Source organism: Streptomyces sp. NPDC059037 (genome assembly GCF_042740015.1).
Classification (GTDB): domain Bacteria; phylum Actinomycetota; class Actinomycetes; order Streptomycetales; family Streptomycetaceae; genus Streptomyces.
Genome location: NZ_JBHYIG010000232.1, coordinates 1 through 8,763, shown reverse-complemented (window position 1 = coordinate 8,763; position 8,763 = coordinate 1). Strand labels below are relative to the sequence as shown.

The following is an 8,763-nucleotide window of genomic DNA, read 5'->3' as shown; positions in this document are numbered from 1 at the left end:
CCCAGCCAGCCCGGGGGGGGGGGGGGGGGTTCTCCCCCCGCCCCCGCGCGCCCCCCCGGGGCGCCCCCGCCGGTCCTGGCGCGTGGCCGGGACCGGAAGGACCCGCGCCGCTACCCGAAGGCCTCGGGCAGCGAGAGCTCCAGATAGTCGGGATAGCCGTGCTTCAGGCCAGGGGTGAGCCGCAGCACCTGCGCGGGACCCTCGACAGGGGTCTTCTTGAACCCGGCGAGCCGATAGACCGTATACATCGGCTTGTTCACCTCGGTGGGCAGGAAGTCCGCGGTCAGGGACACCTGTGAGGCATCGGCGGCCTGGGCCAGGTACCGCAGGATCGCGCCCCCGACGTTGCGCCCCATGACGCGGCAGGACATCAGGAACAGCCTGATCCGCCACTCCGACTGCGACCTGCCGACCAGCGTGAGACCGATCGTGCCGTAGGTGCCGAAGCGGTCCTCAAGGCGTGCGACGAGGAGCGTCTGGTCCTCCCTGTCCATCAGGTCGCGCAGTTCCGCCTTGGAGAACGTCAGACCGGTCGTGTTGAGCTGGTGCGTACGCTCGGTCAGCTCGGCCGCGCGCTCCAGGTCCTCCGGCGTGGCCACCGCGACGGTGAGCCGCATCCGCAGCGACCTGAGGAACTCGATCTGCGGCCCCGCGAAGGACTTCTCGTACTCGCCCCGCTGCTCCGCCTGCACATACATCGCGCGGCGCCCGCGCCCATCCGCGGTCACCGGACGGGACAGCTCGGGCCGCGCGAGCAGCCCGGAGACCTCGGCGGCGTCCACGCACCGCACCTGCGGCAGCGCGAACTCGACCTCGGCGCGCTCGAATTCGGAGTCGTCGATGAACATCAGCGTGTCGACGCCGATGTTGAGCCGCTCGGCTATGGACCGCACCAGCTCGGACTTCGGCTGCCAGGAGACGTGCGGCACCAGGAAGTAGTCGCGGATGCCGAGGCGTTCGAGCTCGGTGAGCGCCGCCTTCTCGTCGTTCTTGCTGACGATCGACTGCAGGATGCCGCGCTGGTCCAGGGCGTCGATGACCTCGCGCACGCCGGGCCGCAGCTCCACTCCGGTGCCCTCGGACAGCACGCCGTCCCACACCGTGTCGTCCAGATCCCAGACGACACACTTGACCAGCTCACTGGGCGTGACCGGCTCACTGGACGCGACCGGCTCCCCGGGCGTGACGGGCTCACTCGACATGATCAGCTCCTTGCGTGAACGGATACCGAGGATCGCGGCGGCGTACCCGGAAGCTCTGCAGGCTCTCCTCGGCCAGCAGATGCTGCACCAGCTGAGTGCTGCCCTCGATGACCTGCATGACCCGCGCGTCCCGGACCCAGCGGTCCACCGGACCCCCGTCCACCAGGCCCACCGCGCCGTGCAGTTGGGCGGCCGCAGCCGATGCAGTGCCCGCGGCGCGGGACGCCGCGAGCTTCGCGGTCAGGACCTGCTGGATCAGCCGGCCGTCCTGGACGTCCATGGCCCGCGCCGCCTGCCCGCACAGCAGCCGTGCCGCCTCGGTGTCGACCACGGCGTCACTGATCAGGCCGCGCACGAGCTGCAGATCGATCAGACGGCCGCCGAACTGCCTGCGCCCGCTGGTGTGGCCGAGCATCGCGTCGCAGCACGCCTCGGCGATCCCCAACGAGCCGTACGCGACACAGAGCCGCCCCAACGACAGTGCATTGCCCGCCACTTGGGCCACACCGAAGCCGGGCCTGCCCACCATCCGGTCGGCGGGGACCCGGCAGCCGTCCAGCCGCAGATCGGCCAGCATGGCGCTGCGGAAGCCACTGGTGGGGCGGCTCGGCACCACCGTGACACCCGGGTCGTCCCGCTGGACGAGGAAGGCGACACTGCGCTCGCCGTGCTTGGCGAAGACCAGGAAACAGCCGGCGACCTGCCCGAAGGACAGCCACCGCTTCACCCCGTCCAGCCGCCACCACGTCTGCGCGGGTTCGTCGGCGGACTCCGCGGCCACCGGCTCCTGAGGCACCGCGGTCGTCCCGATCGCCTGGGCGTCGCTGCCCGCACCGTCCTCCGTGAGGCCGAACGCACCGAGCAGCTCACCCGAGGCGAGACGCGGCAGCAGCCGCCGCCGGACGGCCGGGGACCCCCAGCGGCTGAGGCTCGCGCACACCATGCCGTGCACGGTCAACAGGCTCTGCAACGAGGCCGATGTGTGCGCCACGGCCCGGCTCAGCTCGCCGTACTCCTGGTGGCTCATCGGCCGCCCGCCGTACTCGGCGGGCACCATCGCGGCCAGCGCCCCGGAATTGGCGACCGTCTCGATCACCCCGGGCGGCACCGCCCGCGCGGCATCGATCTCGTCGGCCAGCGGCAGGAGCAGCCGCCCCAGCTCCTCCGCGGTCGGCGGTGGCTCGCTCATGCCTGCTTCCCCTGCACGAACCGCACGATGCTGTCCACCGTGTCGAAGTTCTCGATCTCCAGGTCGTCGTCATCGACCTCGACGCCGAACTCCTTCTCCAAGTGACCGACGAGCGACACCGTGGCAAGGGAGTTGAGCACCCCGCCGGTGATGAGCTGCATGCCCTCCAGCTCGGAGGGGTCGTCCACGTACCGCAGCAGGTACTCGAGAACGCGGGATCGGACGGCCTCGTCCTCGTATACGGAAGTCACTGCGACATCACACTCCAACTCACATGATCAAGGAATTCACCGCTCGCCGGGAAGGCCAGGGAGAAGGCCACGGGCAAGGTCGCCGGGAAGGCCACGGGCAAGGTCGCCGGGAAGGCCACGGGGAGGCTCACCGCTTCGCCCGCCACTTCTTCTCGAGCCGGCTGATCTGGTTCTGACTGAGACTCACGAGGGACAGGTCCGAAGGCGTACGACCGGCCGTTTCGGGACCGTCGGCGTGCGCGGCGAGCGCCTTCAGCTGGGCGACCCACCCCGCACCGAGCCGCTCCACGTCCTCGCGCGCGAGGACGTCGCGCGGCCACGACCAGGTGGCCGTCAGCCGCGGCCCCGACGGCCCGTCGGCCGTCACCGCGTTCACCATCAGCGCATGCGTCAGACGCATCCGCGGGTCGAGGCCGCCGGTGGCCAAGGCGCCGTCCACCTGCTGCCAGTCGCCCGCGCCGCCGCGCGCCCCGCCGGCGGGCAGCCGCCCGAAGTAGTTGAACGCCACCTGCGGTTCCGGCAGCGCGGCGAGCACCGGCGCGGTCCGCGGGTTCAGATGACGCAGCAGCCCATGGTCGATACGCAGCTCCGACGCGGCCCGCAGCTGCTCCTTGACCCGCTGCAGGGCCCGCCCGGCGGCCGGTCCGCCGCGCCGGAGCTCGCCCCAGGACACCCGCCCCGGATCGAGCCGCACGGGAGTCACCGCCGTGAACCAGCCCACCGTCCGGGACGTGTCGACCCCGTCGAACAGGCCGTCCTCCCTGCCGTGCCCCTCGACATCGACCAGCAGGGAGTTCCCGCCTTGGCCGCCCGATGAGCCCACGCCACCGCGCGCGTTGCGCCACTGGGCGACCGCGAGAACGAAAGCCGTCAGGAGTACGTCGTCCACGCCGGCGTGCAGCGCGGCGGGCACCCGGCCGACCAACGCCTCCGACAACTCCACCGGCACCGTCACCCGCAGCGAGAGCAACTGCTCCGCCGTATCGACCGGCGAACTCAACTCCCGTTCCCCGATGACCGGTTCGGCTCCCGCCAGAGTCTCGATCCAGTGGGTGAGAGAAGCCCCGCGGTCCGGGTCGACGGCAAGCGCGCCGAGCCGCTCCGCCCAGCCCTTGAAGGACGTCGGCACCGGCGCCAACTCCGGTGTCCGCCCCGCGAGCACGGCCGCCCCCGCTGCGGCGAGATCGGGCAGCAGGATGCGCCAGGACACGCCGTCCACCACGAGGTGGTGAACGGTGAGCAGCAGCCTGCCGGGCTCCCGCGGCCCGTTGTCGAACCACACGGCCTGCATCATGACCCCGTCGTACGGCGCGAGGCGGTCCTGCGCCTGCCGGGCATGGTCGGCCATCAGCCGCTCACGCTCGGCCGCACTCACACCGGCGCAGTCCACACGGGCCAGCATCTCGTCGGCCTGCTTCCCCCCGGCCGGGGGAACCTCCAGGGCGGCCTCGCCCCCGTCACCGTCACGCGTCAGACGGGCCCGCAGCATGTCGTGACGGTCGAGCAGGGCCTGCACGATCTCCACCAGCGGGCCGTGCCCGACACCGGCGGGCACCTGCACCAGCCTCGCCTGGAAGAACGCGTCGAAGGAATGCCCCGGCTCGATCAGCCACCGCATGATGGGCGTCAGCGGCACCCGGCCCACACCGTCGTCCGCCGCCGGCCGGGCGCGGCCGACGTCCAATGGCCTTGCGGTACGGGCCAGTTGCTTCGGGGTCTGGTCCTTGAAGATGTCGCGGGGTGAGATGTCGAGGCCGTGCTCGCGGGCCCGGCTGACCAGGACGATGGAGCTGATGCTGTCGCCACCGAGAGCGAAGAAGCTGTCGTCGACGCCGATGCGGGCGGGGTCGAGACCGAGAACCTCCGCGTAGAGGGCGGTGAGGGCCTTCTCTTCCGGGGTGCCGGGGGCGCGGGTGGTGCTTGTCGCGCCGAGCGTGTAGTCGGGTGCGGGGAGTGCTTTGCGGTCGATCTTCCCGTTGGGGGTGAGGGGGAGCCGGGGGAGGGGGACGACGGCTGCGGGGACCATGTAGTCGGGGAGCCGGTCGGCCAGGAGGTTGCGGATGGATGCCGTATCCACATCATCGGCATCGTCCCCGTCGTGGGGTACGACGTAGCCGACGAGGCGGCGGTCGCCGGGCCGGTCCTCACGGATGACGGCGGCGGCGCCGGCGACTCCCGGGCATGCCGTCAAGGCCGCCTCGATCTCGCCCAGTTCGATACGGAAGCCGCGCAGCTTGACCTGGTCGTCGGCGCGTCCGAGGAAGTGCAGGGTGCCGTCGGTGTTCCAGCGGGCGAGGTCGCCGGTGCGGTACATGCGGGTGCCGGGCGGCCCGTACGGATCGGCGACGAATCGCTGACCGGTCAGCCCCGGCCGTCCCAGGTATCCGCGCGCGACGCCCGCCCCGGCGACGTACAGCTCACCGGGAACACCGGGCGGTACGGGGGAGAGCCCCGCGTCCAGTACATACGTGCGTACGTTCGCGATGGGCCGGCCGATGGGCGGCAGGATCGCCCCCGTCAAGGGCTCGCTCATCGTGGCGCAGACCGTCGTCTCCGACGGCCCGTACGCGTTGATCATCTGCCGTCCTGCGGACCAGCGTTCGACCGCGTCCGGCCCGCAGGCCTCGCCCGCCACCACCAGCGTCATCGACTGCGGCACATCCGCCACGTCGAGCACGTTCAGGGCGGACGGCGGCAGCGTGCAGTGCGTCACTCCCGCGTCCCGCGCCACACGGCCGAGGGCCTCACCGGGCAGAAGGCGCTCGGCACCTGCCAGGACGAGGGCGCCGCCCGAGAGGAGGGCGGTGAAGATCTCGGAGGCGGCGGCGTCGAAGCTGGGCGACGCGAACTGCAGCACGCGGCTTTGCGTGTCGATCTGCCACTGCTCGCTCTGTGCGAGGGCGAGGTTGACCAGCCCGGCGTGGTGGGCGACGACTCCCTTGGGTACGCCGGTCGACCCCGAGGTGTAGATGACGTATGCCGGGCTCTCGGGGTGGGCTGCGGTGGCCGGATCGGTGCTGTCGGCCGCGTCGAGTCGGGCCTGGAGGGCCGGGTCGTCGAGGCGGAGGAGGGGGGTGCCGTCGGCCCAGAGGCCGCCGGTGGCGGTGGCGGTGGCGGTGGCGGTTTCGGTGTCGCTGTCGGTATCGGTATCGGTGAGGACGAGGGTGGGGCTCGCGTCCCGCACCATGAAGCGGATGCGGTCGACGGGATACCCGGTGTCGATCGGCAGGTAGGCGGCGCCCGCCTTGAGCACGGCCAGCACGGCGACGATGAGCCGGGGCGATCGGGGCAGTCCGAGGGCGACGACGTGCTCCGGGCCTACGCCGCGCTCGATCAGGATCCGGGCCAACTGGTTGGCGCGGGTGTTGAGTTCGGCGTACGAGGTGCGGGCGGCGCCGTCGGTGATCAGCGCGGTCGCGTCGGGCGTGGCGTGGGCCTGTGCCTGGAACAGTTCCGTGACCGTGCCGGAAGGCACGGGCGCGGCGGTGTCGTTCCATCGGTCGATGAGCTGGTGCCGTTCGCCGTCGGACAGGACGCCGACGGCGGCGACGCGACCGCCGGGGTTGTCCGCGACCGCGCGCAGCACGCGGAGCAGCCGCTCCACCAGCGCGGTCGCCGTGCCCGGCTCGAACAGGTCGGTGCGGTACGTGAGCACACCGGCGATGCCGTCCGGGGCCCCGTCGTCGCTGTGCCGCTCGGCGAGGTTGACCGTGAGGTCCATCCGGGCGGCCTGAACGTCGGCGAACTCCCGAACGGCGTCCACCGCTGGGAAGTTCACGCTGGTCGGAGGGGTGTTGTTGAACGCCAGCGTGACCTGGAAGAGGGGGTGGTGGGCGAGGGAGCGTGTGGGGTTGACGGCCTCGACGAGGCTCTCGAAGGGGATGTCCTGGTGGGCGTAGGCGTTGAGGTTCGTCTCGCGTACGCGGTCGAGGAGTTCGGCGAAGGTGGGGTCGCCGGACAGGTCGGTGCGCAGGACGAGGGTGTTGACGAAGAAGCCGACCAGGTCATCGAGTTGGTCCTCGCCGCGTCCGGCGATGGGGGTGCCGACGGGGATGTCGGTGCCCGCGCCGAGTCGGTGCAGCAGGACGCCGAGGGCGGCTTGGAGCACCATGAAGACGGTGGTCTGGGTCGAGCGGGCCAGTGCGGTCAGGGCCTGGTGCAGGTCCGCATCGATGTGTACGGGGACGGACGCGCCCTCGTATCCGGCCTGCTCGGGGTAGGGGTGGTCGGTGGGCAGTTCGAGGCGTTCGGGGAGGTCGGCCAGAGCCTTCTTCCAATAGCCCAGCTGGGCGGCAAGAAGGCTGTCCGGGTCGCCCTCGTCGCCGAGGAGTTGGTGCTGCCAGAGGGTGTAGTCGGCGTACTGGACCGGGAGGGGGGTCCAGGCCGGGGTGTTGCCGTCACGGCGGGCGGCGTAGGCGGTGCTGAGGTCGCGGGCCAGGGGGCCCATGGACCAGCCGTCACCGGCGATGTGATGGATGGTCAGGACGAGTACGTGCTCGTCCGCAGCGTCGCCCAGGGTGAACAGGCGGGCCTGCACCGGCAGTTCGGTCGCCAGGTCGAAGGGATGGCGTATCGCCCGGTGCACGGCGGAGGTCAGCTCCTCCTCGGCCGCGACCGCCTCGACGGTCAGGTCGGGGCGGGCCTCACCGGCCGGGATGACCTGCTGGTGCGGCTGGCCGTCGACGTCGGGGAAGACGGTGCGCAGGGCCTCGTGGCGTTCGACGACGTCGGAGAGTGCGGCGCGGAGGGCGTCCGCGTCCAGGGGTCCGGAGAGGCGGAGCACGACGGGGACGTTGTACGTCGCGCTGGGGCCCTCCAGTCGGTAGAGGAACCAGAGGCGGCGCTGGGCGAAGGACAGCGGCATCGGCTGCGGGCGGGCGGTGGCCGGGAGCAGCGCGGGGCGGACTGCCGGTCCGGACGCAGCGTCCAGCGCACTGGCCACCGCCGCGACGGTGGGAGCCGAGAACAGGTCCCGGATGGCCAGGTCCGCGCCCAGCACGGCGCGTATCCGGGAGATCAGGCGCATCGCGAGCAGCGAATGCCCGCCCAGGTCGAAGAACCCGTCGTCCACGCCCACTTGATCGATGCCGAGAACCTCGGCGAAGAGCCCGGCCAGGATCTCCTCGCGTGCATCGCGCGGGGCACGGGAGGGTCCGTTGCCGCCGGTGTAGTCGGGTGCGGGCAGCGCCTTGCGGTCCAGCTTCCCGTTGGGCATCAACGGCAACGCGTCCACGGCCACGACGGCCGCGGGCACCATGTACTCCGGCAGCCGCTCGGCCAACCGGAGGCGGATCTGAGTCGGCTCTTCTCCTTCTACTTCGCTTTCGGGTACGACGTAGCCGATGAGGCGGCGGTCGCCGGGCCGGTCTTCGCGGATGACGGCGACAGCGCTGGCGACTCCCGGGCATGCCGTCAACGCGGCTTCGATCTCACCGAGTTCGATACGGAAGCCGCGCAGCTTCACCTGGTCGTCGGCACGACCCAGGAAGTGCAGGGTGCCGTCGGCGTTCCAGCGGGCAAGGTCACCGGTGCGATACATACGGGTACCGGGCAGGCCGTACGGATCGGCGACGAACCGCTCAGCGGTCAGCCCCGGCCGGTTCAGATAGCCGCGAGCGAGTCCCGCACCGGCCACATACAGCTCGCCGGGGACACGGGGAGGTACCGGGGCGAGCCCCGCGTCCAGGACGTACGCCCGAACATTCCCCAACGGCCTGCCGATCGGCGGGACCACCGCACCCGACAGGGGTCCGCTCATCGTCGCGCACACCGTCGACTCCGTCGGCCCGTACGCATTGACCATCAGACGGCCCTGCGACCAGCGCCCGGCAACATCCGGACCGCAGGCCTCACCACCCACGACCACCGTCATCGACGCCGGAACATCCGCCACATCCAGCACACCCAGCGCGGACGGCGGCACCATGCAATACGTCACGCCCGCATCACGCAGCACACGCGCCAGCGCATCCCCCGGAGCCAGTTCCTCAGCCCCGGCCACCACCAACGCGGCGCCCGACAGCAACGCCAGACTCCAGTCCCACGTCGCCGCATCAAAACTCGGCGACGCAAACTGCAACACCCCCACCCCCGCCCCCACCCCCACACCCGCCCCCCCGCA

General features: G+C 71.5%; 4 protein-coding genes. All 4 read right to left on the bottom strand.

Going from position 1 to position 8,763, the window contains the following annotated elements; genetic code table 11:
* Positions 1–110: 110 nt before the first annotated feature.
* The gene (locus ACFWY6_RS34285) at positions 111–1,202 is read right to left on the bottom strand and encodes an HAD-IIIC family phosphatase (RefSeq protein ID WP_384698927.1); all 1,092 of its coding nucleotides are present in this window, start codon (positions 1,200–1,202) and stop codon (positions 111–113) included.
* Positions 1,192–2,391: an acyl-CoA dehydrogenase family protein gene (locus tag ACFWY6_RS34280; RefSeq protein ID WP_384698924.1), complete on the bottom strand. Its 1,200-nt coding sequence runs from the start codon at positions 2,389–2,391 to the stop codon at positions 1,192–1,194. Before ACFWY6_RS34280 ends, ACFWY6_RS34285 begins: the two co-directional genes overlap by 11 nt.
* Entirely contained in the window at positions 2,388–2,642 is a 255-nt protein-coding gene (locus tag ACFWY6_RS34275; protein WP_384698921.1) for an acyl carrier protein, read from the bottom strand. The genes ACFWY6_RS34280 and ACFWY6_RS34275 overlap by 4 nt, the downstream gene beginning before the upstream one ends.
* A 127-nt stretch (positions 2,643–2,769) precedes the next feature.
* Positions 2,770–8,721, bottom strand: coding sequence for an amino acid adenylation domain-containing protein (locus ACFWY6_RS34270; RefSeq protein WP_384698918.1), 5,952 nt, complete (start codon positions 8,719–8,721; stop codon positions 2,770–2,772).
* Positions 8,722–8,763: the final 42 nt, after the last annotated feature.